The organism is Streptomyces sp. NPDC052236, from assembly GCF_044548015.1.
Classification (GTDB): domain Bacteria; phylum Actinomycetota; class Actinomycetes; order Streptomycetales; family Streptomycetaceae; genus Streptomyces.
On sequence record NZ_JBIUBL010000056.1, the window covers coordinates 1 to 22,660 of the forward strand.

The following is a 22,660-nucleotide window of genomic DNA, read 5'->3' on the forward strand; positions in this document are numbered from 1 at the left end:
ACCAGCTACCTCGCGGGACTCCACCTCCGCGGAGCGGTCATCTGGCTCCGCAGCCTCCGCCCCACAACATGATCTGAACCTGGAACAGGCCCTAGGGCCCCGTGGACGACGGCTCATGTGCCACGTGCGGTGCCCGAGTGGGGGCGGCCTGCTTGACGAGGCGCCATGGAGATCGGCCCGCTTCGGACCGCCAGCTCGCCGGTACCGATCGAGGGCACGCTCGCCACGAAGGCCCGCACGTTGCGAGTTACCTACCTCGTGGGCCTGTTTCAGATACAGATCGGCCTGTTCAGATGCAGATCACGATCTTTCCGCGGGTGCGTCCGCGCTCGGCGTGCGCGTGGGCGTCGGCGATCCGCTCCAGGGGGTAGGCCTGTTCGATACGGGGTGTGTAGCGGCCTTGCCCGCCCAGTTCCGCCGCCGCGGACAGGAGAGTGGAATCGTTCTCCGCGTTGACCACATGCGTGCCCAGGTGCTGCCCGCCCGCGTGGTCGGCGACCGTCGCGACGCGCTTCGGGTCACCTGTGATCGCGACGAGGTCGTCCAGGGAGCCGGAGGCCGCGGTGTCGAGCACGATGTCGACGCCGTGCGGAGCGAGGGTGGTGAGGCGCTGTGCGAGGCCGGGGCCGTAGGTGGTGGGAACGGCGCCGAGAGAGGTGAGGAACTCGTGGTTGCGTTCACTGGCTGTCCCGATCACAGTGGCACCTTGCGCTACCGCGATCTCGACCGCCGCGCTGCCCACGCCTCCGGCGGCGCCCTCGACGAGAAGGGTGCGCCCCGCGAGGGAGCCGAGCGCGTTCAGTCCACCCATCGCGGTCACAGACGCGAGACCGGCACCAGCGGCCTGCTCGTCGTTCCACGTGGCGGGGGTGTGCACCCAGGCCGAGAGGATGAGCAGCTCTGCGGTCGCCCCGGTGACACCGCCCAGTCCGAAGACACGGTCGCCGATGCTCACCCCCTGCACCCCGTCGCCGATCTCGTCGACCACACCGGCGCCGTCGCGCCCGGGAATGGCGGGCAGCTCCAGGGGAATCAGCTGGTGCAGGGCGCCGGCGCGCAGCTTCCAGTCGATGGGATTGACGCTGGCCGCCGCGACGCGGACACGGATCTCACCGGGTCCGGGGTGGGGGTCGGGGGCCTGCTCGATCACCAGGCTCTCCGCTCCGCCGTATTCGTGGAACCGGGCTGCGCGCATAATGGTCTGCCTTACTTTGACGGGCCGGAATGACGTGTTCATCCGACACTCGTCACTCTAGAACCTGACGTTGACGTGAGGTGCAAGCCGCAACTGCCGCCCTGCCGGAGGAGGGCAGGCGCGGATGGGTGAGGTTGCCGAGCGGGCGGGGGTGAGCGTGGGGCCTGCGCCACTACGAGGGATCACGCCGCCCGTAACGGTCGACACCCATGTGCCCTCGGGCGGGCTCGGCGATCCCGGCACGACGCGAGGACTGCCGTGCGTACGTGAACCGCGTGAACGCCCTCGGGTCCGCCACCAGGTCATGATCAATCTCGGCGCCGGCAACGGTTCGATCGGCCCCCAGGGCTGCCCCCGGAGCCGGTATTGCTAGCCTAAACCTGACGTCAACGTGAGGTACGAGCGGGAAGGGAGTGGCCTGCGTCATGCGCATCGGACAGCTCGCCAGGCGGTCAGGGGTCAGCGTGCGGGCCCTGCGCTACTACGAGGAACAGCGGCTCCTGGAATCGGCGCGGACGCCCGGTGGGCAGCGAGACTATCCCGACGAAGCCCTGGAGCGGGTCCAGCTCATCCAGGACCTCTTCGCGGCCGGCCTCTCCAGCCGTACCGTCGTCGAACTCCTGCCGTGCGTGAGCACCGGCGTCGCGACCCCCGCCATGCTCGACCAGCTCATCATCGAACGCGACCGCATCGCCGCACGCATCCAGGACCTGACCCGGGCCAAGACCAAACTCGGCCGCGTGATCGAGAATGTGACCGCGGCGAACGTGGCGCAGGACTGATCAACCCGTCGCGAGGGGTGGGGCCCCGACCTATCCGGCATCTACCGGGCGACATCGCGCGTGAACAGGTCTCCCCACCCGGTCGGGTCCGTGAGCGCCACCGCCACCCCTCCCCTGTACCCGCCATGGACGATCAACGCCTCCACGGTTTCGGCCGAGCGAAGCCCACTCGTACATGCCTAACTTGCCTTACATCGCTTCAACCCGTTGACCTGTAGAGACACTTGACAGCACTAGATAACGATCGCGGTGTCGGCGGGCAGCTTGGCGCCGTAGGAGTCGAGGATCAGCCGCAGCGAGCGCAGCCGGGCGGCGAGGGCGGGCGCGTCGAGCTCGCGGTGCCAGGTGACCAGACGGTCGGCGGAGGCAGTGCGGGCCAGTTGCGGCCACTCGTCGTTGAGGGCGGCCAGGCTCCACACGGCGGCGCGCAGGCGGGGCTCGTTGGCCCGGCACCAGGCGTCACCGGCCCGGTCACGGGCCCGCTCGGCACGCTGCCGCTCGGGGTAGCGGTTGCCGCGGTAGTTCGCGGCGTCGCGCTCCAGCCGCACGTACCGGCTCTCCGCGCTGGAACGGGTGGCAAGTCCGAGGGCGTCGGCGACCTGTTGCCAGGAGGTCCCGCGCTTGCGGGCAGCCCGGGTGAAGTTACGCTCCAGGGTGTCCAGCGCGGCCCGGGTCTCGTCAGCTGGGTGAGCGCGGCGAGGACGTCGTCGGGGTTGAGGAACATCCGAGCGAAAACCGGCGCTTGTACCCTCCGTGACGGCCGCAGATAATGGCCCGATATCCGTGCTATCGGTCACCGTGAGCTGCGGTTCAGGGCGCCTCGGGATGCGCGAAGCGGCCCCGTTATCTGCGGCATCGGGTTCCGGAGGGCTTAGCGCCCGTTTTGACGTCGATGTTCCTCAACCCCGTCTAGCGCCCTGCCACTGCCCGCTCTGCGGCAACGTACTTGCCGAGCCCCAATGCCGCGTAGCGGCGCAGGGTCTTCTGGTAACAGCGCTTGCACGGCTTCCTTGGGTTGCCGACCCTCTTGCCGTGCGTACAGGTGGCCTTGATGCCGTCCCGGATGGTGCGCAGCGCTTCCTCGTTCTTCGCTTCCTCGTGCGGAAAGTTGTCGGCCCGCGCCATGTCAAGCTGGTCGGCCAGGGCCTCGCCCCCAGGCGACAAAGGTGTCTTCAGAGCCAGCTTCTGGGGGCACGCGCTAGCTACCTGCCGCAGGGCGAGCGTGGCGAGTCCCCGTCCGCGGTACTCGGGCTTGACGTAGATGATCTCGACCGCGTACCGGCCGGCGTCCAGCGCCATGAACCCGGCGTCCTGACCGTCGACGTGGATGAAAGTGGTGATCAGGTAGCCCGCAGCGAGGCTGCCGAAGGCGAGCTCGTTGATCCGCTGGAACTCCTCCAGCAGGTAGTCAGTGAACATCTCCTGCAGGCTGTCGACGTCCCTTTTCGTCAGCGGGTCGAATTCCTCGAACGTGATGCCGTCTGCCAGTTGGACGGTCATGGCTCTTCTCCTTGGATCAGCCAGGGCTAACGAATCCTTTGTGCCGGTTTTCGTTCCGATGTTCCGAACGCCGCCACAGGTCCCGGATCTTTTCAGGCAGGTCATCAGAAGCCATGGGGCAACTGTAGAGACCATCACCGACGCCGCGGCGGGAAATCCGGCCGACACATCGTCAGCCGCCCACCATGACCGACGAATGCTTGTCGACCGGCTGACCTTCAACGGTGCGATTATCCAGACCGGGCCGGAGTCCTACCGCCTCGCCCACACCAAGGCGCAGGCCGAACGCGTCGCGGCCGGCTGAGTTCATCCCCGGTGAGGACGGCGGCTCCGGCGGTGCCGATGGCCCGCCGCCCCACCCCCTCATGGCCGCCGGCATGCCTTTCCCGGACTGGCCGCCGGCGTGCGATGGCTGACCGGACTGCGGTGACGAATGGCGGGGGCCAGGGCACCGTGCCATGGGTACGGACGATGCCGCCTTTTGTCGGTGCCGTCGCCTTCCCCCGCCTGCGGGGAACGGCCCCCACCGGCCGTTGCGCGTGCCCGGCCGTCGAGGCCGGAACCCGCGATACCCACGTGAGCGCGGCCCGCCGGATGTCCGGCGGGCCGCGTATGAGGGGTGGTGGTGTGTCACATGTGGATGGTGGGGGTCGCGTCGGGGTTCTGGGTGGGGACGCCGCGCCGGTAGAGGGCGAAGCTGATGATCAGGCCTGCGGCGAAGAAGGCGGCGGACCACCAGTAGGCGGCGGCGTAGCCGTCCAGGCCCGCCTGGACGAGGACGGCGGGGTCCTTGGGGTTCTGGCCGGCCATGGAGTCGGCGAGGACGCTGGCGAAGATGGTGTTGAGCAGTGCGATGCCGAGAGGGTCCGCGCACTTTCGCACAACTTGGTTGTGACCTCTATCACTTGGGCTGTTGAGGCTGCGATGCCGCTCTCGGAGCTCCGCGAAGAGGTGAAAGACCGTCTCGCCTGCACGGATCGGCCGAAGCCGGCCTCGGAGAGGCAGGGGATGGGCACCGATGGTGCTCATCCACGAGGCCTCCTTGCCGGAAGTGGGACTAAACGCTTTGAGCCGTTCGGGAGATGTATAGGCATGAAGGTCATCACGACACCGCCGCTAAGTGGAGGACGATCATGTGGAGGGAGGTAGTGCTGAACGAACTCGCGTGGCCGGCGACAGGTGCTGTTCTGCTGAGTACGGGCGTGCTGAGGCTCATGGCGGAACGCTCACGCCGGAAGACACTGGTTGCCGTCACGACACGCGCTCCAGCCGGAACCAGGCTGGTTCAGGCGCGAGGTACGGGCGGTCCGGCGCTCTGGGTCCGGGTAGGCGACGGTCCGGCCAGTGACGCCGCAGTCACGGATCAGGAGTCTCCGTGATCCGTATCCCGCGAGAACACCAGGCCGAAGTCGGCGCGCTCTACCGTGAGTTCGGCCGAGAACTGCTCAGCTTCGCCGGCCGCCTGCTGCACAACGAATCCGATGCGGCGCCCGACCTGACCCAAGAAGTGTTCCAGGCCGCCGCGCAGCGATGGGACCGGCTCCGCGGCCTCGACCGGGATGCGCAGCGGGCGTGGTTATTTCGGGTGCTGAAGCACAAGGTGTTCGACCACTGGGGAGCGGCGCGGCGCCACGTCCCGGTGTCGGAGGTTCCAGAGACGGCAGCCGATCAAGACGCCTCTCGCGAGGCGCTTTCCCATCTCCTGCTGCAACGGTGCTGGAGGATGATCGATGCCATGCCGCCGGCGCAAAGACGGGTGGCGCTGCTGCGGTGGCAGGGGGAATGGACGACGCGGGAGATCGCGGAGCATCTGGCCCTCAGCCCCAGCACCGTCCGTGTCCATCTGCGTAACGCCCGCCGCGTGCTTGTCGAGGAGTTCGGAACCGAAGTGGTCTTCCCCTCCGACTGGTGGGAGAAGACTCCTGGAGAGGAGGTGGCCCGATGAGCAACGACGAACAGACCTACCGGATCGGCTCCAGTGACGCCGAACCACGCAAGCTCACCAGCATGGACGACGTCCTCAGACAGCTCGACCGGGTTGTCGACCCCATTCCCCTGGAACTGTACGAAGAAGGCTTTGACAGGCTGATGGCATGGATGGCCGAGGACGTGCCCCCCGAGCCGATCCCCGCTACCGAGACGCCCGGCGACGCGAACACGTCAGGCTCCGCCAAGGTCCTTGTGGTGGGCGGCGCACAGGCCGGCACGAGCGAGTTCGTCCGACAGCTGAGCGAGATCGCCCCCATCACCACCGATCCGCTGGGGGACGAGCGGGGCAGTCCCGTCCCGGAGGGCAGGGTGGAGTTCGGACGCATGACGATCTCCGAAGACATCGTCCTGTACCTCTTCACCCCGCAAGGCCCCGGCCTCACGGCGTGGGACTGGCTGGCGCGTGGCGCGATCGGGGCGGTTGTCCTCGCAGACACGCAGCGCCTGAGTGACTGCTTCGACGCCCTGAACTATCTCGAGACCAACGGCATGCCCTATGTCGTGGCCATCAACGAGGAAGAGGGAGCCATCGAGTACAGCGAAACGGCGGTCCGAGCCGCGCTGAACGTCTCTGCGAACATCCCCGTGATGTTTGGCGACACGCGTCGGCAGACTTCTGCCAGGGAAGTGCTCATCACTCTGGTCAGTCATGCCCTGGAGCAAAGCCTGGCACGGCGCAGGCGCGCTGCGCCGGTAGCCGTGGACAGTTCCGAGCTCTCCGAAGAACTGACTGCCCTCGTGCTCCTGACGCAACTGGAGGGCCTACTGCGGTGACCTGAAGCGCAGGGCACCAACCACCACAACGACGCTCATGGCCTGATACCGCAGGGAGCTGCAGTATCAGGCCTCAGGGAGGGGCTGGCAGCGATGGCGCGGGCGCTCCTTGATGTCCGCGGCGGCCATCCGGGAGACCGGAGGGCCGTGTCGGCACTGACCGATTCGAGGGGACGGATGGCGTGGCGCCCGGGGTGAACCAGACGGCCTCACGCATCCCTCGCCTCCCTCCTCTGATCGGCGTGGGCGGTCAGCTCAGTTTGTTGGGTAGCGTCACAGAGAGCCTGCCGTCCTCGGTCATGCCGTGAATGCCGATGCGTTCCTCGTCGAACCGGTCCCAGTCGCACCGGATACGGAAGACCTTGTGCGACGGGAGGTCGGTGAGGTCGAGGCTGGTAGTGAAGTCTCCCGCTTCCGTCAGGAGGCGGACCGTCTCACGTGCGTCGTGGACGTTTCCCTGGAGGAGGCGGGCGAGCCGGTCCAGGCTGGTCACTACTTCCTTGGGGCGCTGCCCGTCAGGTTCGAAGAGTTCGATGATGCGGTACGAGTCGCCTTCGTATGCGCTGTCGATCCGAAGCTGCCGCTGGATGGCGGCTTCTTCCTCGTCCAGGGGGAACACCTCTGCGGGCGCTGGTGCGGGAACCTTGGGGTAGAGGCGAGGCACACCGGCCTCGATCGGCACTTCGTAGATGATCCCTGCGGCCATGAGAAGGTCCAGGACATCGGTGTGAGTGCGCAGGGGCGGCCGCCCGTAGTGTGCTGCATAACGCTCAGCAGCCTGGATGTGCGCTGGCTGCTTGGCATGCTCATCTTCGTCGAGCGATTCAGGGGTTTCCCAGCAGGAAGCATCCAGGTCGCCTTCCGGGTTGTCGACGTTCCGGACCCCACGCTTCAGGTCATCACGAGTGGCTCCGTTCTCCGCGATCCCCACGCCCAGGAGCAGGAACGTGAGCGAGTGCGGCCGCATTCGCGTCCACCCGCCACGCATGACCTGCTGGAGGTAATGCTCGCGATCCTGCTCGGTCCAGCTCTTCGGCGGCTCAAGCGCGACCAATGTTCTCTCTCCCCTGCAGAACGGGTGGAAAGGGAAGCATGCCACCCATTCGGTCCCTGCTCAGGCCGTATGCCGGAACGGTGCCTCCAGCACGGTGCTGACCGGCCCGCATCTTGGTGAGGCGCGCAGCTGGGCCCGGACGAACACACTCGGTCGACGTCCCACGACCACCTCCAAGATCAGGTCCTGAAGACAGTCTGCTGACCACCGGGCAACACGTCGACTACCCGGCCAACGATGCGAGCCGAGCCACTAGCCCAGCTTTACGCGTCGTCCCGCAGGCGCAGGGGCGAGGCGGTGGAGCTGCTCCGGGACACGCTGGAGCGGTGCGAGCGCGCGCTGGGCCCGGACGACCCGCTGACGGCCGACGTACGGCGGCAACTGGAGGAGCTGAGCTGACGGCGGCCCGGCACGCCCCCGCCCGCTTCGGCCGGGCCCGGCCGCAATACAGCGTCAAGGCCCGCGCCCAGGCAGGGAAGGCGATCCGCGTGAGCGATGCGCGAGCGGATGGACAAGAACCAGGCATCATGAGCAGGACCGAACACCATGCTGGGGAGGACGAGGGCACGGCCGCTGTGTGCCGGCCCGGCGACCCGAAAGCCTGATCGCCCTTCAGCAGCTCGAGAGTGCCCGCTACCTCCTGGTCTCACGCCGCGGGCCGGATGCGGATGATGGCGGCCTGGTCAGTGACGCCGACAGCCTGCAGGTTCAGCTCGTTGATGACTGCCTTGTCGCCCGTGTGGCAGGTCAGAGACACGTAGGCGGAGGAGTTCGCCGCCGGTCCGGTGAAAGTGGACTCACACCCACCGTCGCTGGAGAACTCCGACTGGAGCAGCGGTGCAACCATCGTGACCGTCTGGGCGTTGATCGCGGTCACCTCGATCGGGCCGAGACCGAATCGTGCTGGCAGCGGCACCGTGACCGGGGCGGTCACTCGGATCTCGCAGGTGCCGTCCGCACACGCCCGGGAATTCTCACCATCCGCCGGAGCGGCCAGCGACGGTGTGGGCGAAGAAGTGGGGCTCGTGGGAGTGCTGGAGACCGTGGGAGTGGCGGAGGCCGTGGGTGGAGCCGACGCCGACCCCGCGACGGTGCCGTCGGTGGCCGACTCGTTCGATGAGCACGACGCGACCACAGCGGTCACGGCCGCGGCCAGCAGAACGCGGGTAAGCGGGCGGGGGCGGGCAACTGACTGCGCGTGGGTCATGCGGATATTCAATACGGACTGTGCAGGGACCGGTCCCGGTTCCGGCATCCCTGGTCATTGTGAGTTCGCTGCTGTTGCCGTGGAGCGTTCACACAGCGGCGGGAGGGACCGTTCAGGCTCGCGTCAACGAGGCCAGACCAATCATAGTCGGCACGACGGAGCAGGACACCGGCCGCACTCGGTAGCCGCTCGCGAACCCCGTGACGGTACAGGTGGTCCGTGTGTTGCCGCGCCGCCGGTCAGAGACCGTCCGCCCGTTCTGTCTCCGGACCGGCTCCGGGAGGGGTCCCCGAACCGGCGTGTACAGCCCTCGAGTACGGCGAGGCCGGACCGACCGCCGAGGGCCGTACCGAGGTGGTCACCGTGGGAGTCACCGGCGACTCGCCGAGGGAGCGGCTGTGCTCCCTCGCCCAGGAGCTGGCCCTCAAGGCCCTCGCCCGCCTCCCCGAGCCGTAGGCGCGCGCCGCACTCCGGGGTGGCTGAGACCGATACAGGCGATCGCACGATCGTTCTCGCCGTTCTCCGCCATGACCAGCGGCCCGCCGACATGTCCGCCGGTCAGGAGTGGGTGACCTTAATGCGGGAGATGCGGACCTCGCCGTAGTTGTCGTCGGTGCACGGCTCGGAGTTGTCGCAGTTGGCCTGTGTGTAGGCCCCTGCCTTGAAGTAGTTGGTGTCGCCGTCGTGGGAGATCGTGGTCTGCAGCCGGCCATTGTAGTACATGTCGATCTCCCCGTCCTTGGCTACGAACTTGGCCTCGAACTCGGTGCCCGGTTCGTAGTCGTCGGTGACGAGGTGGTGGTGGCGGTCGTCGCCGTCGGTGACGTAGAGGCTGCTGCCTTCGAGGCGGAAGACGGTGACGTCGTCGTCCCCGCCATGGACCTGCGCGCCGACCACGTACGGCCTGTCCTCGGGCAGTGCCGTGAACGCCTCCCTGACCACGAGGGTATGGGTGCCGTCCGTGGTGGACCAGGCTGCTTCGTCCTCGCCGCCGTCGGTCATCTCCCGCAGCTCGGCGCGCGGGTAGCTGGAACCGCCCGTCGTCACACCGTTGACAGCGGCCCGGAACCGGACCGCGTCGCAGGCCGCGTCGACCTGGAACCAGGGACGGGCGGAGAAGGTCGCCAGTTCAGGCTGGGTGATCTCGGTGGGGTCCTCGTCCTCGCCGGTCGGCAGGGTCAGCTTCCAGTCGGTCAGGTCGAGGACGTCGGAGGGGTAGGCGCATCGGGCGGCCGCCCGCTCGTACAGGGCCGGGGTGTCGGCCTGGGCGGGCAGCGTGAGCGCGACGGTCGAAAGGGCCGCGGTGATGCCCGCCAGCACGCGGATTTCGGTCCTTGGCATGGAAGGTTTCCGCTCTGTCGGAGTGTTCGGTTCGGGCCGATGCGTACCGTAGACGCCGCTGTCGGGACCGGTCCCGGAGCCGCTGCCGCCTCACTGCCGACGGGCCGTCCACCCCGCCCTCCCACCGCCCTCGATCCGACCGCCTCTACGCATGAGTGCGACTGATGAAGGCTCTGGGCAGACGCTGCGTACTGACCGCCGAACGCAGTACGGTTCGCTCTACGTGCGCGGCCCAGGCCGTGTGCGTACCGGACTCGACCGAGGGGGAAGATCCGTGCGTTCCGGGGACGACTTCGCCGACCGCTATGTCCTCAAGGAGGTCATCGGCGCGGGGAGAAGCGGTGACGTGTGGCTGGCCCACGACACAGTGGTGGGGCAGGACGTCGCGCTGAAACCGGAGCGGGTCGAGGGCCAGGAGGAAGCCGCGGTGCGGCGGCTGCTGGGCGAGCCACGTGCCATGGCCAAGTTCCGCAGCCATCCCCACGTCGTGACCCTGTTCGACGTCGTGACCGTGCCCCAGGAGAAGGGCGGGGACACGGGCGGGGACGGGGCGCGGACGTACTGGTTCGTCATGGAGTACGTGCCCGGTGGCGGCCTGGACCGGCAGCCGCCGGGCTCTCCCGTGCGGGCGGCCCGTATCGGTACCCAACTCGCCGACGCGCTCACCGCCCTGCACGAGGCGGGCATCGTCCACTGCGACGTCAAGCCCGCCAACATCGGCCTCACCCGGCACGGGGCCGCGAAGTTACTGGACTTCGGTGCCGCGTACCGGGTCGGCGGCACCGAGACCATCACGGTCAACGGCCCGTTCAGCTTCACCCCGGACTACGCCGCCCCCGAACTGGCCCGGGGCAACGTCCCCCGCCCGGCCTCGGACGTTTTCTGCCTGGCCACCACCCTCCACGCACTGGTCACCGGCGCACCGCCGCGCGGCGGCGAACCCGAGGAGCACGCCGCCCCCGGGGAGACGGAGAACAACGGGGAGGATGCCGAGCGGCTGAGGTACTGGCGGGCCGAGCAGGGCGTCGTCGAGTTGGACGCCGCCGCCGTGGGACCGCTGTACCCGGTGCTCACCGCCATGCTCCAGCGTGATCCACGGGACCGCCCCGACGCGGCCGAGGCCAAGCGGCTCCTGGAAGCCGTCGCCGGATCCGGGCCGGACGCCCCCGCGGCCACCTCTCAGGGCAAGTCCGCCAGACGCCGGCGATGGCGTCGGCTGGTCATCGCGGCGGCCGTCGGCATCAGCACCGTACTGGCTCTGGGACTCGTCGTCATCCCGGACCATGGCGACGACGGGAAGGCCGCTCCCGGGCCCGGGCAGAGCCAGAGCCGACCGCAGGCTCTGATCGGCGATCCGCACACGGCCGACGTGTGCGCCCTGGCGGACCCTGCCGCTCTCGTCCAGTTCGGCGGCGACGCCGAACGGGACGTGGACTACGGGAACTTCGACCGCTGCGACGTGCTCGTGCGCTACGACGACAAGACCCGGATCGACGTGTCGATCGGCCTCCGCCAGGGCTCGCCGCCCGAGGGGTCGAAGCCCTCCAGAACCATCGGGAAGATCGGTATCCGGGAGGAGGAGTCGGAGAGCGACGAGTGCAAGCTGCTGCTGACGTCCGACCGCGATACCGACAACACCCTGGTCGGGGTCCGCGTCAACATGGGCAAGGGCTCCATGACCGGCGGCGAGGCGACGCTCTGCGCGGTCGCCTACAAGGCCGCCGAGAGCGCGGCCGAGGTCCTCGACCGGGGCCCGATCCCCCGTCGTTCCCCTGCCTACCCGCGCGCGTCGCTGGCCTGGGCGAACGCCTGCGAGCTGCTCGACACCGAGGCGCTGTCCGCCGTTCCCGGCCTCAAGGTCGACGTGCCGGTCCGCGGCGTCGCGAACTGGAGCTGCGAGTGGTCGAGCGACGTCGACGATGTGGATGTGGAGGTGGCCTTCTTCCGCGATCAGCCCAGGTCCGCGGCGGACGGCGGCGCGACCCTCACGCTCAGCGGACACCGCGCCGTCGTCGAACCCGACGACGACACCTGTGCGGTCTTCGTCGAGTACCGCAGGTACAGCGGCGTGGACGCCGAGGAGGCCGCCGAGATGGTGCGCCTGGACGTCGGCGGGCAACTGCCCACGAACAAGCTCTGCGAGACGGCCGAGGGCCTCGCGACCTCCGCCGCCGCCGAACTCCGCGCGCGATAGCGCAGGGAGCGTGACTGTCCCTCAGGGCGCGGTGTCCGGCCAGGTCGTGTCGTCCTCCATCAGGTCCAGGTCCGGCGGTACGAGCGTCGTCGACTCCACCAGTCCCCTGATCAGGTTGTGCAGCAGCCTGTTGTCGCCGGGGCGGCCCTGCGACTTGTCGTGCATCAGGGGGTACCGGAAGCCGGTGCGGTCCAGGCGGCGGCGTACGGCCTCGACGCGGTGCTCGATCCTGCGCTCGTTCCATTTGCCGTCCGGGCAGATGTAGGCGAGCTGCTTGGCGGCCACGGCGTACGTCAGGGGCCGCGGGTCCTCCTCGTACAGCAGGTACCGCTGGCCGAGGACGACCAGCAGGAGTCGTTCGTCGTCGTCGAGCGCCCAGGTCTCGGGTCGTACGGTCTCGGCGGCCCGTCGAGACAGCGGCCCCTGGTCGTCGTGGCCCGCCACATACAGCTCGACCAGGTGCTCACGGTAGCCGGAGCCCTTCACGAACAGCGGGGTGTACCCGGTGGCGAGCGGGATCGGCTCCGTGGTCACGTGCATCATCTGGCCGCGGGGCAGCCGGACGAGCTGCTGCCCGGTGTTGCGCAGCCACCACAGCCCCTGGCGGTACGTCAGCTCGCCGTGCCGCCTGCTCACCCACTGGTCGTCCACGCCGACGCCCAGGTCCACGTCCGGCTTCTCGCCGCGCCCGAAGCAGAGGGTCAGGCCCGGCCGGGGCGGGACGCTGAGGCCGCCGGTGACCGTACGGGCATGCAGGGTGCCGGGCGCGGTGGGCGCGACACCTCGCGCGAGGCTGGCGGAGAAAGGCATCGCTGGTCTCCTCGGTTCATGGGCTTCTCGCTGCGTGTGCTGCTCGGTGCGCGCACGGCGTACTGACCAGTGTCCGCGTCCGCTGCGGGACCCCTCCCCAAAACGGCCCCGTATAAAGATGCGTGTCCCGATGCCGGGGTTCAACGGCGCCCACGGACAGACGAGTTGAGGGGTTGACCGATGAACACGAGCAGGGGCCGGGTCGGCGTCGGCGTGACGCTGCGGCCCTTCACGGCCGGTCTCGTCCTGGTTGCTGTCACCGGCGGCCTGACAGGGCTGACGGCCTGCACCGGTGACCAGGATCCGGCCAGGGCGGACGGGAAGACATCGAAGTCGGCCTCGGCCACCCGCTCGTCCCCGGCTGTCCCTTCCTTCTCGCCGCCTCCGCAGAAGGTCATCCGCACCAGCGACGAGGCGTGCGACTTCACGGAGTCGTTCGAGGCCGACGAAGTGAAGGCTTATCTCCCCAGCGGCCCGGCCTACTCGGGCAAAGGCCCGCATCCGGCCGTGCTGTTCAAGTCGGACGACTACGGTGACGACGACAGGGAGCCTCAGCTGCCCGACAAGTGGCTGCCGGCCTACTTCGGTGACGACACTCAACTGGTGGTCTGCCAGTACAACGACAACAGCCACGACAGCCGGGACATCGGCACCTGCACCTATATCGGTGGCTCCCCCAACTCGGGAGACGGGAAGGCCGAGGTGCGCTCGGCCCGCTACACCTACCGGGTGTTCGAGGCCAGGACCGGCAAGCTGGTCACCACGTTCGCCATGACCGGCACCACGAGTCTGGCGGACACCTGCCCTGAAGAGTCGTACTACCCGACGGCGTTCTACCAGCTCGTCGAAAGCGAGGACTTGGCCGACAAGCTGCGGCGGCTGATCGAGGGTGAACGGCCGTAAGCCAGCGGCGCTTCCGGACCGCTCGCGCGGGCATCAGGCCGTAGCCGGGCTGCGCTTGGCGCCGCCGGGGCACCGAAGTGCTCTGCGGGATGAGACTGCGCTGTGTCACGCGCTAATGATCTTCAGTGAGGCCCACAGGGTGAGGGTCGAGGCCAGCAGGGCGGCGGGGACGGTGAGCAGGCCGAGGAGGGTGAACTCCTTCAGCTCGACGTCGTGGTCGTGGTGGTGGGCGATCCGCCGCCACAGCAGGGTGGCCAGGGACCCGGCGTAGGTGAGGTTCGGGCCGATACTGACTCCCAGCAGGACGGCCAGGACTGGGCCGGGTCCGGAGGTTTCGGCCAGGGGTATGAGGCGAGGACGGCCGGCAGGTTGTTTATCAGGTTCGCGAGCAGCGCGGCGAGCGCGGCGATGCCCAGCAGGGCGGGCAGCGTGGTGCCGTCAGGCAGGACATCGCCGAGGGCGTGGCCGAGGCCGTTGGCGACCACGGCCTGTACGACCACGCCGAGGGCGAGGACCAAGGCGAGGAACGGCAGGTCGGCGGAGCGCACGATCGCGGCCGGAGTCGTGTGCTGTCGGGCCACGGCGCGTACAGCCATCACGGCCGCGCGGCCGCCGCGGCCCACGCCGGGTCGATGCCAAGCGCGGAAGCCACGGCGCTGGTGGCGGCCACCGTCACCAGCGCGAACAGCGGCAGCTCCGCAGGCCCTTCCGCCTCCGTCGGATCGGTGGGTGCGTTGAGTTCGGCGGCGAAGAAGCGACGGAAGACGGCGTACTCGACGGCGATGGCCGCCAGCCACGGCTAGGTCATCAGCAACGCGAAGCGTGTGAAGGTCAGCCCCGTGGCGGTGAATGCGAGCAGGTTCGTCAGGTTCGACACCGGCAGCAGCAGGGACGCCGTGTTCGACAGGTGTGCGCTGGCGTAGACGTGGGGGCCCGGCCGGGCCCCCATACGCGCGGCGGTGGCGAACACCACCGGCGTCAGCAGGACCACGGTGGCGTCCAGGCTGAGCACGGCAGTGATCAGCGAGGCGAGAGCGATGACCGCGCCCAGCAGCCTGCGCGGTCGGCGGCGGGCCCAGCGGGCCATCCATGTCCCGCAGGCATGGAGAACGCCCTCGTGTCACAGAGCTTGGCGAGCACCAGCACAGCGGCCAGAAAGCCGATCATCGGCCCGAGCCGGGCGGCCTCCTCCCGCACCTCCTCCAGCGGAATCGCGCCAGCCGCGCCAACAATGGCGGCAGCGGGCACCGCGAAGGCCGCCTCCGGCCAGCGGAAGGGGCGGAGGACGGCGCACACCAGCACCACGACCAGCGCGGCGACGGACAGGGACCCAAGCAGCACAGCATCGATCATCCATACCGCGCGGCTGGATTTGACCACCGCCCCGTTGTAGGTCGGACCGCGCCCCTCGATCCTGATAGTCCGTTGCCGCGGACACCAGCCGCAAGGTGGCCGTACGTGACGCTCAGGCCGCGGCCGTGGCGGTCTGTTCGTCGTGCTCGCGCAGCATGCGCACGACGGTCGCGGGCCCACCGTCGATCTGGTGCTGCCAGTTCTCGGTTCTGGCACAGATGTTGGGGAGCGGTCGCGGAGGGTACCGCGCTGTTCGATTGCGTTGGACTGAGGCCGTGAATGCGGGTACGGCCTGAGGCTGGCCCATCGGCTGTGCGATCACATCCTGTTCGACCATCCCGACTGCCTCCGCGGCGAGATCGATCCCAGCTGTCATCATCCCCTCGCGACAGAGGGCTCCACCCGATTCGCGGTCGGGACCGGTCCCGGTCCACCAGTGGTCGAATGCGCTGACATCAGGAGCGCCCACCTGGTCACCGATCGAGGTCAGCTTCACAGGTCACGGAACGCGGAGAGTCGGATGAGAAGTCCGGTACGTGAAGGTGTCATCGCTCTGGCTGCAGTGGCTCTGTTGGCCGCGTGCACCGGAGGCTCGTCCGGGGAAGGCGACAGTCCTGCGGCCTCCGGCTCGCCAACCCGGAAGGCCCTCGGCCTCAGCGGCGATCCACGGGCTGCGGCGCCCTTGGCGTTCGACAGCAAGGCGGCGCATGTCCTGCCGACCGGCCCGAAGGGCTTCCCTCCTATCAATTTGCACGGGCGTGCGGCCTGGCTCACGCACGCGTCAGGCCTGACGATGTACAACCTGGCCACGGGCAAGGCCGTCACCGACATCACGACCCAGAACACGCCCACGTACGATGTGCCGGCGCCACGCGATCTGAGCGAAAACCAGGCCGAGATGGTACGAAGCCGCGTGTCTTTCCCTGTGTCGGTGCAGATCGGCGGTGTACCGGCCGTGGTCGCCGTCGTGCCGGTCCAGCTCGCCAAGAACGGCAAAGGTTCGGCCCAGGCCGGGTCGAGGTGATCGCGGCCCGGGCGGACAACGGCAAGCTGATCTGGCGGCTTCCCGTGGACATCTACGGAGACCCGGAGGGCAAGCTCGGCGCGCAACTGGTTGAGCCCGGGGACGGTGTGGTGACCGTCACCTGGACGGAGGATGACTTCATGGGAGGCACCTTCGCGGTCTCCTATGACGACGAGCCCCGCATCCTGTGGCAGCGTGCGGGCTTCGGGATGGTCGGCCGATCCGGCGACGCCCTTCTGGGGTTCCGCTATGAGCCGGACGAGGAATTCTCGCTGGCCGGTGTCGCCGCGTCCAACGGCCGTGACCTGTGGGCCAAGGAGGTGCCCGCCGGAACCACCTGGGCGGTCAAAGGGAACGGCACACCATTGGCCAAATTCGTCGACGCCGACGAGCCGGCACGGCTGATCGAGATCGCGACCGGCGACTTCGTCCTGTCCAGGCGGGCCGGCCTGACCAGCCGCATGAGCTGCGAACACGGCGAGGGGCACCGTCCTGCTGTGCGCCTCGAAGCAGGACGGGGCGCTCGCGGTGGACAAAACCGGCAAGATCTTGTGGCGCCGGGCGGCGGGTGACGGCCCGGGCGAGTGGAACGCCACCGTGGAAGCCGAGTTCAAGGATCTGTTCTACGCCAAGGGCAAGGACGGAACATTCGTCGTCGACGGGCGTACCGGACGAACGGTCAGCGCAGACGTGGGAATCGTGCCTGATCGCGTCAACGCCTATGCCGCGCTGGTCTACACCGATAACGGCATAGAGGTCCACCTCGCCAAGCGAGCGCGTACGTGCGACCGGTGGCGGGGCTGGCCCGCCACCGGTCCTTGCGCGCGGGGCGTCCTACACGGCGCCGGGGCCGACGTCCGTCGCGCTGAGCGGGGCCCGCTTGACCGTGGCCGACGAGCGCTCGTCGGCGCCGGCGTCGATGCCGCCGACTCGGGCCTGGCCGTCCATGTCGTCGGTCACGAAGGCGTGGCCGCCGGTGCCGGCGTCGATCGCCGGGCTTCCCGCACCGATCCGGTACAGCGATCCGTCGGAGGCGAGCAGCGGGTCGACTGGCCTGACGGAGTCGGAGGGCACGGACACGCCGACGGTCGCCGATCCGGTCGGCCACGCGATGTTCCCGGCGTAGGTCATGTCCACGGGCTTCTTGACCTCGTTGAGCAGCTTGCCCCGGCTGCCCGTGACGACGTTGTCGGCGATGACCGAGTCGACCGGGGCGAGGTTGTAGTTGGCGCCGATCTCGATGTTCGACACGTTGTTCACGAAGGTGTTGTTCACGACGGTCGCCCGGTAGACGCGCCAGTGTGCGTTCAGCGCGCCCGAGGTGTCCACGTCGCCGCCGTCGATCTGCAGCGCGGCGTCGTGGCCGGTGCCGGTCAGGCCCTCGAAGTAGTTGTTGTAGACCTTGTGGTCCTGGCCGTAGATGCGGATCCCGCCGGTTCCCGCCTTGCCCTCCCCGAAGAAGAAGTTGCCGTAGAACTCGCCGCGGTTCCCGTGCCGTTGGGACAGGACGCCCTGTGAGTCGCGGAAGGTGTTGTGGCGGACGATGTTGTCGTTGCTCTTGACGGAGACGATCTCCGGGTCACCGTCGCATCTCTCGAAGAGGTTCGACTCGACGACGGTGAATCCGCTCGACTGGGAGATGCTGCTCTGGCCGACCCGGATGGCCTCCATCTCGTTCTCCGCGCGGGGGCCGATGTCACGGAAGTGGTTGTGGTCGATGCGGTCGTACTGGGACTGCTGGCTCTCGGATCCGTCGATGGTGATGAAGTTCCCGAGTTGGTGCTTCTCCTCGAACAGGTTGTGATCGATCCGATTGTGGTGGCTGTTCTCACCCTGGATGATCACCCACTTCAGCGTGGACTCCTCGGTCAGCCGGAAGTGGTTGCGGGTCAGCCGTACGTTGTTCGAGCTGGTGATCTTCAGGGTGTTGCTGTTCGTGAACTTCAGCCCCTGGAAGGTGACGTAGGAGGAGTTCGCCACCTCCAGTTGCCCGTTGCCGATCACCGCCTTGCCGCGGTTCTCCGCGACGACGGTGATGGGCTGGGCGGCCGTTCCGTTCTTGCCGGTCATCTTGCCGATCGAGTACGTGCCGTCCGCGAGCACGATGCGGTCCCCGGGCCGCGCGTCGCCGAACGCGCTCTTCAGCGCGGTCGAGTCCGCGACACGGACCGTGCGGACGGGGGCCGGATCCGTTGGATCCGTTGGATCTGTCGGATCCCCGCCGCCGCCGCCGCTGCCGTCGGCTCCGTAGATGTCGGTCTCGGTGATGCTGGTCCAGTCGTTGACCGTGTTGCCGTGACCGACGATCCGCACGTAGCGGGCCGAGGTATCGGCGAAGTCGTACTTCTGCTGCTCAAGTGTGCTGCCGCTGCTGGTCTTCCGAGCCAGCACGGTCTTCCATGACGATCCGTCGTCGGAGAGCTGGACGTCGAAGGTGTTCTTTCTGCTGTTCCCCTGGTGCCAGGCGAGCGACACCGACCCGACGGTCTTCGCCGAGCCGAGGTCGTAGCGGATCCACGCCCCGTCGCCCTGCGACGACCAGCGGGTGCTCAGGTTGTTGTCCAGGGTGTTGGCGGGAACGTTGCCGTCATCGGCACTCGCCGTGACGCCCGTGACCTGGACCGGGGATTCCCCGCCGGGATCGGTGGGGTCGGTGGGGTCCTCGCCCGCCGGCTCGATGTCGTAGGTCCGGACCCAGTCGACCTCGAACACGGCCGGGCGCAGGCCACTGTCGCCGGTGAAGTTGTCCAGCTGGATGACGAGGTTCCCCAGGGGCATGTCCTGGATGTTCCCCCGGTCGGCGTTCGCGCCGTCCGCCCGCCGGAACCATTCGACACCGTCGACGTAGCCGACCAGCGCCTTGGGCGTCCACTCGAAGGCGAAGTTGTGCCACTGCGTCATGTCCATGGGGCAGAGCTTGGGGTTTTCCTTCTGGTCCGACGGGCTCTTCGGGTAGTGCAGGAATGCGGCGAGGCACTGCGATTCGGGGTCGGAATTCTCGACCCAGTCGTACTCCCCGTTTTCGAGCCGGTTGCCGTCGGTGGGCCAGATCAGGTGCAGTGGGTGGTAAAGCCCGCCCTCCGAGCCGGTGTTCCGTGAGCGGGACCGGATTTCCCACCGGCCGTACTGGGTGGCCTCGTGCTGCCTGATCCACCCCGTGTCGCCGTTCGCCTCACCCCGCATGGTCATCATGCCGTCCGCGACGGTGCTGTTCTTCCCGCACCGGCGGCCGTTCTTGCCGTGGCCCTCCCAGCATTGGGCCGTGCCGCCGACGCTGCCCGACGGTACGTCCCACTTCGCGGGGTTGACCGGGCCGGTGTAGTCGAACTCGTCGGATATCGGCAGCGGGGTGCCCCAGCCGTGCCGCTTGGCGGCCTCGGTCGAGTCCCCGCCGCCCCCGTCGCCCCCGCCGTTGCCGTGCGTGACGTTCAGCCCGTAGATCTTCACCTGGCCGTAGTTGTCGGCGCTGCACGGGTCCGAGTTGTCGCAGTTGGCCTGTGTGTACGCGCCAGCCTTGAAGTAGGCGCCGGAGAAGTTCTTCGACAGCGTGGTCTGCAGCACGCCGTTGTAGTAGGCCTTGATCTTGCCGTCGCTGACCACGAACTTCGCCTGGAACCGCGTGCCCAGCTCGTAGCCCTCCGTCACCAGCTTGTGATGCTTTTCGTCGCCGTCGGTGACGTAGAGCTTCTTGCCTTCCAGACGGAAGACGCTGAGGTCGTCGGAGCCGCCGTGGATCTGCCCGGCGACGACATTCGGGGTCTTCTTGGGAACGTCCGTGATGGCCTGGTCGATCACCATCGTGTGGGTGCCGGACGTGGACGACCAACTCGCCTTGGTCTCCCCCGAGTCCGTCATCTCCCGCAGCTCCGAGCGGGGGTACTTGGAGCCGCTGGTGGTGACGCCGTTGACCGGGGCCCGGAACCGGACGGCCGCGCACTCGTCGGCCGTGGTGAACCACGGGTCTTTCGCGTACGTGGCGAGTTCCGGCTGGTAGACGTTGGTGGGGGACTCCTCCTCGCCCACCGGCAGCCCGATGTACCAGTTCGTCAGGTCCAGCACGTCGGCCGGGTACGCGCAGGAGCCGCCGCCACCGCCGCCGCTGCCGTCGGCTCCGTAGATGTCGGTCTCGGTGATGCTGGTCCAGGCGTTGACCGTGTTGCCGTGACCGACGATCCGCACGTAGCGGGCCGAGGTATCGGCGAAGTCGTACTTCTGCTGCTCAAGTGTGCTGCCGCTGCTGGTCTTCCGGGCCAGCACGGTCTTCCATGACGATCCGTCGTCGGAGAGCTGGACGTCGAAGGTGTTCTTTCTGCTGTTCCCCTGGTGCCAGGCGAGCGACACCGACCCGACGGTCTTCGCCGAGCCGAGGTCGTAGCGGATCCACGCCCCGTCGCCCTGCGACGACCAGCGGGTGCTCAGGTTGTTGTCCAGGGTGTTGGCGGGAACGTTGCCGTCATCGGCACTCGCCGTGACGCCCGTGACCTCTAGCGGAGAGGTGTCGGCCGACGCGACCGGGTGGAACACACCCGAGACTCCGACGGCGACCGCACCCACTAACAGCGCATGAAACATGCGTCTCATAGGACCTCGCTTCGATTGACAGCCCCGGGCGACCGAGACGGCTGGTCCGGGGCCGGACGGTTGTGGTCAAAACCGTGAGGTGGCGCACCTGAGGTGGTGCTCCAAGTGCGGGGATACTGTGTCAGTCATGTGACGGGACGGGTCCCGCACACCTCACCCACACCGTTCAGCCCACTCCCCGGGACTCCTCAGCCGCCCGCGCCTCTGTCCCCCGGAAGTGCACCGCCATCGCCTCCTGCGCCCCGGCCACGTCGCGGGCACGCAGCGCGGTCACGATGTCGCGGTGGCGGCGGATCGTCAGTTCCGGTGACAGGTCGTCGGTCCAGCCGCGGGGCGCCCGAGACGCGGCGGACCACCGTCCAGAAGGCACCGAGCAGCTGCGGCGCGAGCGCGTTGCCGAGTGAGGCGTAGAGCAACTCGTGGAACTCCCGGTCGAGTTCCGCGAAGGGCCGGCCGGCCCGGCCCGCGGCCTCGTCGGCGCCACCCGGCCACCGGTCATGGAACGGGTGCCGGCGCCTGCTCGCCGAGGTAGGCCCGTTCCAGCAGCCCGGAATCCGCCGCGAGCCTCGCGGCGGGCCCGCTCAGCACCGTTTCGCCGTGCACCAGGACCACCGCCCGGTCCGCCACTTCCAGGGCCTGCTGTGGCGGCTGTTGTCGGCGAACGTCGTCATCGCGAGACGGGCTCGGCGGTTGGTCGCGAAGCGGAAGGTGACCGATCGAGACTTGCCGGATGCGACTGGGCCGCCAAGATCTACAACGATGCCTGGGCCCGTAAGAAACGCCATGCTCACGCCGTCCGCATCCTGGCACGCGCCTGGCTCCAGGTGATGCGGGCCTGCTGGCGCGACGAGCCTGTTACGACCCCGTCATCCACCAAGCCAACGGCAAGGCCAGCAAGCCCGCCGAGGCGCTTCTGGCGGCATAGAGGTTGACTCAGGAAACTCACGCGATCACTGCCCCGGCGACGTCGCCATCGAGGGCCGGGAGGCGATCTCGGGCAGCCGGTCCGTCCACCGCGCGGCCACGGCCGTCTCGGTGCGGGCGACAGCCTGCTCGCGCAGCTGCTCCAGCCGCATGATGAGCAGGTACTGGGGGTGCGCTCCCGTGCGGTGTCGGCGGCCTTGGTCGCGGCCGCGGCGTCCGCGTGCGTCATGCCCCGGGCGCGGCGCCGGACCGAGCTGCGGCCCACCCGTGCCAGGTCGACCGGTACGGGCGCGGCCGAGCCGGTGAATGGGCGGCGCGGTCGCCGGGGCGCGGGAGTGCTCATCAGGGCCTCACATTCAACGTCGGGAAAGAGGACGGCCCGCCACCCAGAGCACTTCTGTGGCGGGGCCGTCAGAAGTGGGCTGAAGCACCATAGTTGTCACCATCGGCGTCCGCTGGCCTGCGGCCTCGATCGGGCAAAGCACGGTGGTTGTCACCAGGGCGGCGCGCTACCTGTCACCAGCATCGTGCGAAGCATGTACATGCAACCGGTCGGCTCGCTCAACCGTCCCCTCCGGGTATGACGTCCTCGTCCTCTCCCACTACTCCGCCACACTGGCCACACTGCGTGGAGGGTGCCGACCCTAATGATCCGGTCGGTTGCCGTGGCCGCCGGACTGATCCTCATGACCGGTGTCTGAGGCATCTCACTGCTGACGAACGAGCCGTCCACTTCAGAAGACTTGGCCCCGGTGACGCCGTAGACCACCGCGGCACCGAGCTGGAGGTCCCAGTGCTCGAGGAGCTGCTGGATGCGCTGCTTGATCCCTCTACGGGCGCAGCCCGCCTCGGTTACACAGCCTTCGACGAGGCGGCCTTCGGGGGCGACGTCTGGTTTGGGGAGGCAACCTTTGAAGGTGACGCCGGGTTTAGACCGTGTCCTATGTGGTGAGTTGGGGTAGAGCTTGGTCATGGGGAGTGGCCAGTGGGGATGGATTGTTCCGGACGGGTTGTGGGAGATCGTGCGGC

19 protein-coding genes and 3 pseudogenes are annotated in these 22,660 nt (G+C 68.4%); 9 read left to right on the forward strand and 13 right to left on the reverse strand.

The genetic code is table 11. The features are described 5' to 3' along the window. Positions 1-289: 289 nt before the first annotated feature. Entirely contained in the window at positions 290-1,195 is a 906-nt protein-coding gene (locus tag ACIHCQ_RS43410; RefSeq protein WP_399674701.1) for an NADP-dependent oxidoreductase, read from the reverse strand. Positions 1,196-1,620: 425 nt separating this feature from the next. Here ACIHCQ_RS43410 and ACIHCQ_RS43415 point away from each other — a divergent pair, with 425 nt between their 5' ends. Beyond that, entirely contained in the window at positions 1,621-1,977 is a 357-nt protein-coding gene (locus ACIHCQ_RS43415; protein ID WP_097289521.1) for a MerR family transcriptional regulator, read from the forward strand. Between the two features lie 233 nt (positions 1,978-2,210). On the opposite strand, the gene ACIHCQ_RS43420 is transcribed toward ACIHCQ_RS43415, so the two are convergent. Further along, positions 2,211-2,525 (reverse strand): hypothetical protein, encoded by a 315-nt coding sequence (locus tag ACIHCQ_RS43420; RefSeq protein ID WP_399674703.1) that lies wholly within the window; start codon positions 2,523-2,525, stop codon positions 2,211-2,213. Positions 2,526-2,886: 361 nt separating this feature from the next. Continuing rightward, entirely contained in the window at positions 2,887-3,477 is a 591-nt protein-coding gene (locus ACIHCQ_RS43425; RefSeq protein ID WP_399674704.1) for a GNAT family N-acetyltransferase, read from the reverse strand. 199 nt (positions 3,478-3,676) lie between these two features. On the opposite strand from ACIHCQ_RS43425, the pseudogene ACIHCQ_RS43430 reads away from it, so the two are divergent. Then, a pseudogene (locus ACIHCQ_RS43430) lies at positions 3,677-3,781 on the forward strand (AAA family ATPase); the annotation flags it as partial. 326 nt (positions 3,782-4,107) lie between these two features. On the opposite strand, the gene ACIHCQ_RS43435 reads toward ACIHCQ_RS43430, so the two are convergent. Next, positions 4,108-4,359 (reverse strand): hypothetical protein, encoded by a 252-nt coding sequence (locus ACIHCQ_RS43435; RefSeq protein WP_399674705.1) that lies wholly within the window; start codon positions 4,357-4,359, stop codon positions 4,108-4,110. Between the two features lie 493 nt (positions 4,360-4,852). On the opposite strand from ACIHCQ_RS43435, the gene ACIHCQ_RS43440 reads away from it, so the two are divergent. Both ACIHCQ_RS43440 and ACIHCQ_RS43445 read left to right on the forward strand, forming a co-directional pair. Next, the gene (locus ACIHCQ_RS43440; RefSeq protein ID WP_399674707.1) at positions 4,853-5,422 is read left to right on the forward strand and encodes an RNA polymerase sigma factor; all 570 of its coding nucleotides are present in this window, start codon (positions 4,853-4,855) and stop codon (positions 5,420-5,422) included. Continuing rightward, positions 5,419-6,240 (forward strand): GTP-binding protein, encoded by an 822-nt coding sequence (locus tag ACIHCQ_RS43445; RefSeq protein WP_399674709.1) that lies wholly within the window; start codon positions 5,419-5,421, stop codon positions 6,238-6,240. Before ACIHCQ_RS43440 ends, ACIHCQ_RS43445 begins: the two co-directional genes overlap by 4 nt. Before the next feature lie 250 nt (positions 6,241-6,490). On the opposite strand, the gene ACIHCQ_RS43450 is transcribed toward ACIHCQ_RS43445, so the two are convergent. Next, complete coding sequence (locus ACIHCQ_RS43450) at positions 6,491-7,228, reverse strand: DUF6042 family protein (protein ID WP_399674731.1); 738 nt, start codon at positions 7,226-7,228, stop codon at positions 6,491-6,493. 303 nt (positions 7,229-7,531) lie between these two features. Here ACIHCQ_RS43450 and ACIHCQ_RS43455 point away from each other — a divergent pair, with 303 nt between their 5' ends. Next, positions 7,532-7,693 carry a tetratricopeptide repeat protein gene (locus ACIHCQ_RS43455; protein WP_399674711.1) on the forward strand — a complete coding sequence of 54 codons (162 nt, stop codon included), beginning with the start codon at positions 7,532-7,534 and terminating at the stop codon, positions 7,691-7,693. Positions 7,694-7,940: 247 nt separating this feature from the next. Here ACIHCQ_RS43455 and ACIHCQ_RS43460 read toward each other — a convergent pair whose 3' ends face one another. Together ACIHCQ_RS43460 and ACIHCQ_RS43465 are read right to left on the reverse strand one after the other, a co-directional pair. Beyond that, positions 7,941-8,501, reverse strand: coding sequence for a hypothetical protein (locus ACIHCQ_RS43460; protein ID WP_399674713.1), 561 nt, complete (start codon positions 8,499-8,501; stop codon positions 7,941-7,943). Positions 8,502-9,059: 558 nt separating this feature from the next. Beyond that, positions 9,060-9,842 (reverse strand): polysaccharide lyase family 7 protein, encoded by a 783-nt coding sequence (locus ACIHCQ_RS43465; protein ID WP_399674715.1) that lies wholly within the window; start codon positions 9,840-9,842, stop codon positions 9,060-9,062. A 274-nt stretch (positions 9,843-10,116) separates the two neighbouring features. Here ACIHCQ_RS43465 and ACIHCQ_RS43470 point away from each other — a divergent pair, with 274 nt between their 5' ends. Further along, complete coding sequence (locus ACIHCQ_RS43470; protein ID WP_399674717.1) at positions 10,117-12,036, forward strand: serine/threonine-protein kinase; 1,920 nt, start codon at positions 10,117-10,119, stop codon at positions 12,034-12,036. Positions 12,037-12,057: 21 nt separating this feature from the next. Here ACIHCQ_RS43470 and ACIHCQ_RS43475 read toward each other — a convergent pair whose 3' ends face one another. Beyond that, positions 12,058-12,846 (reverse strand): FHA domain-containing protein, encoded by a 789-nt coding sequence (locus tag ACIHCQ_RS43475; protein WP_399674719.1) that lies wholly within the window; start codon positions 12,844-12,846, stop codon positions 12,058-12,060. A gap of 180 nt (positions 12,847-13,026) precedes the next feature. Here ACIHCQ_RS43475 and ACIHCQ_RS43480 point away from each other — a divergent pair, with 180 nt between their 5' ends. After that, positions 13,027-13,749: a hypothetical protein gene (locus ACIHCQ_RS43480; protein WP_399674721.1), complete on the forward strand. Its 723-nt coding sequence runs from the start codon at positions 13,027-13,029 to the stop codon at positions 13,747-13,749. A gap of 105 nt (positions 13,750-13,854) precedes the next feature. On the opposite strand, the pseudogene ACIHCQ_RS43485 reads toward ACIHCQ_RS43480, so the two are convergent. After that, positions 13,855-15,102: pseudogene (locus tag ACIHCQ_RS43485) on the reverse strand (SLC13 family permease). Between the two features lie 682 nt (positions 15,103-15,784). Between ACIHCQ_RS43485 and ACIHCQ_RS43490 the strand changes: the two are divergent. Together ACIHCQ_RS43490 and ACIHCQ_RS43495 are read left to right on the forward strand one after the other, a co-directional pair. After that, entirely contained in the window at positions 15,785-16,126 is a 342-nt protein-coding gene (locus tag ACIHCQ_RS43490) for a hypothetical protein (protein ID WP_399674722.1), read from the forward strand. Further along, a complete protein-coding gene (locus ACIHCQ_RS43495) occupies positions 16,123-16,698 on the forward strand; it encodes a hypothetical protein (protein ID WP_399674723.1) in 576 nt (191 codons plus the stop codon). The genes ACIHCQ_RS43490 and ACIHCQ_RS43495 overlap by 4 nt, the downstream gene beginning before the upstream one ends. Before the next feature lie 262 nt (positions 16,699-16,960). On the opposite strand, the gene ACIHCQ_RS43500 is transcribed toward ACIHCQ_RS43495, so the two are convergent. From ACIHCQ_RS43500 to ACIHCQ_RS43515, 4 genes and pseudogenes are all read right to left on the reverse strand, one after another. Continuing rightward, entirely contained in the window at positions 16,961-20,707 is a 3,747-nt protein-coding gene (locus ACIHCQ_RS43500) for a chondroitinase-B domain-containing protein (protein ID WP_399674725.1), read from the reverse strand. Between the two features lie 166 nt (positions 20,708-20,873). Beyond that, positions 20,874-21,180: pseudogene (locus ACIHCQ_RS43505) on the reverse strand (FadR/GntR family transcriptional regulator); the annotation flags it as partial. A 22-nt stretch (positions 21,181-21,202) separates the two neighbouring features. Continuing rightward, entirely contained in the window at positions 21,203-21,334 is a 132-nt protein-coding gene (locus ACIHCQ_RS43510; RefSeq protein WP_399674727.1) for a hypothetical protein, read from the reverse strand. A 323-nt stretch (positions 21,335-21,657) separates the two neighbouring features. Then, entirely contained in the window at positions 21,658-21,783 is a 126-nt protein-coding gene (locus ACIHCQ_RS43515) for a hypothetical protein (RefSeq protein WP_399674729.1), read from the reverse strand. Positions 21,784-22,660 lie beyond the last annotated feature (877 nt).